This is a genomic window from Bacteroides sp. ET225 (assembly GCF_024733745.1).
Taxonomy (GTDB): domain Bacteria; phylum Bacteroidota; class Bacteroidia; order Bacteroidales; family Bacteroidaceae; genus Phocaeicola; species Phocaeicola excrementipullorum.
This window is the reverse complement of sequence record NZ_JANRHN010000080.1, coordinates 1-1,469: the sequence shown is the minus strand read 5'-3', so window position 1 is coordinate 1,469 and position 1,469 is coordinate 1. Positions and strand designations below refer to the sequence as shown.

The window sequence follows — 1,469 nt, the reverse complement described above, 5'->3', positions numbered from 1 at the left end:
AGGTGTAAGTTATTCAACCTATCACTACTGGCGTAGAAAATGTTCCGTTGACAGGAGCAGCATCAAACACGAGTTGGCTCCTATCAGTTTTAAACAGGCATTTACGGAGTCTTCCCAAGAAGAACAATTGCCGCATGGTGTTGCGCTGCTGTTTCCCAATGGACTTCGTGCCCACTTCGGGAGCGGTTCTGAAGATTTGCTGAAGGAAATATTTACCCAAAGTCTTCGAGACGGTCATGTTTAACCTGAACGACACGATGCGCTACTTCCTGTGTCCGGGCAGGACAGATATGCGCAAGGGTATCAGTTCGCTATGCGGAGTGGTACATGAGAAAATGAACAGTGAAGTGAGGAACGGTGATGTCTTCATCTTCATCGGTTCCAGCCGCAGACTAATGAAACTCCTTCATGCCGAAGACGGAGGTATGGTAATGTATGTAAAACGTCTGGAGGCCGGTCGCTTCAAGCTGCCGGAGTATGATCCCAAATCAAACAGCTATCCCATGGAGTGGCGCGATCTGGTGATGATGGTTGAAGGAATACAGGAAAACCCGGAACAGAGGCTCCGGCGGTTAAGAGCCGAACGTAAGGAATACCATGTATAACATGTTTTTTGCGTGAGTAAACTTTGGATATTGTTGCATAATTCACTGTTAATTAGTATATTTACACCATTAAAAGAAGTATAGACAATGGAAGAAAAAGAAATTTTACTCAAGACGATAGAAGGGCTGAATGCCTCTATAGCCTCATTGTCTACTACTAATAAGAATCAATCCGAACAGATAAAAAATCTGCAGGAACGTATCAAGGAGTTGACGGCTCAGGTCGCATGGCTGAACCGTCAGCTCTTTGGCCGTAAATCGGAGAAACTTCGCGTATATGATCCTAATATGCCAGATCTCTTTGCCGACGAGTTTTCCGGACTCCGGCAGCAGGCGGAAGAAAAGCGGGACGAGGCTGTGGAAAAGATTGAGAAGGAATCGGCGGAAGACGTAAAACGAAATCGCCAGAACCGCAAAATGATAGAGGACTTGCCCGTATTGGAGACCGATACAATAGAACCGAAAGGCGTAGACTTGTCTTTATACCGTAGAATAGGCGAAGAGATAACAAAAGTCGTCAAACACAAGCCGGGAATGCTTTACGTCAAGGTGATCATCCGTCCCAAATATGCTCTCAAGGATAGTACCCTGCTTCCTCCGGCCGGACAGAAAGGCGTGGAGATAGCTCCCATGCCGCTGATGCCGGTCGACAAGTGCATCGCTGACACCAGCCTGCTTGCCGAAATATTGCTTCAGAAGTATGAATATCATGTCCCGTTCTACCGTCAGATACAGCAATACCGCCATCTTGGAATGAAAGGTCTGACCGAAAGTACACTGGACGGCTGGTTCAAGAAAACCGTGGAACTGCTTAAGCCTCTGTATGAAGAACTCAAACGTGAAGTCTTCTCCTGTGACTATGTA

3 protein-coding genes are annotated in these 1,469 nt (G+C 46.6%); all 3 read left to right on the top strand.

The features are described 5' to 3' along the window. A partial coding sequence (locus tag NW212_RS15170) for a hypothetical protein (RefSeq protein ID WP_258339449.1) occupies positions 1–244 on the top strand: 244 nt, incomplete at its 5' end. After that, positions 237–605, top strand: a complete 369-nt coding sequence (gene tnpB, locus NW212_RS15165) for an IS66 family insertion sequence element accessory protein TnpB (RefSeq protein WP_071149928.1) — start codon at positions 237–239, stop codon at positions 603–605. The genes NW212_RS15170 and tnpB, both read left to right, overlap by 8 nt. A gap of 87 nt (positions 606–692) precedes the next feature. After that, the coding region (locus NW212_RS15160) for a transposase (protein ID WP_258339448.1) at positions 693–1,469 on the top strand (777 nt) is incomplete at its 3' end.

Bases quoted from the DNA above. Each gene is read 5' to 3' on its own strand.
- tnpB (WP_071149928.1), top strand. From the start codon at position 237: ATGTTTAACCTGAACGACACGATGCGCTACTTCCTGTGTCCGGGCAGG.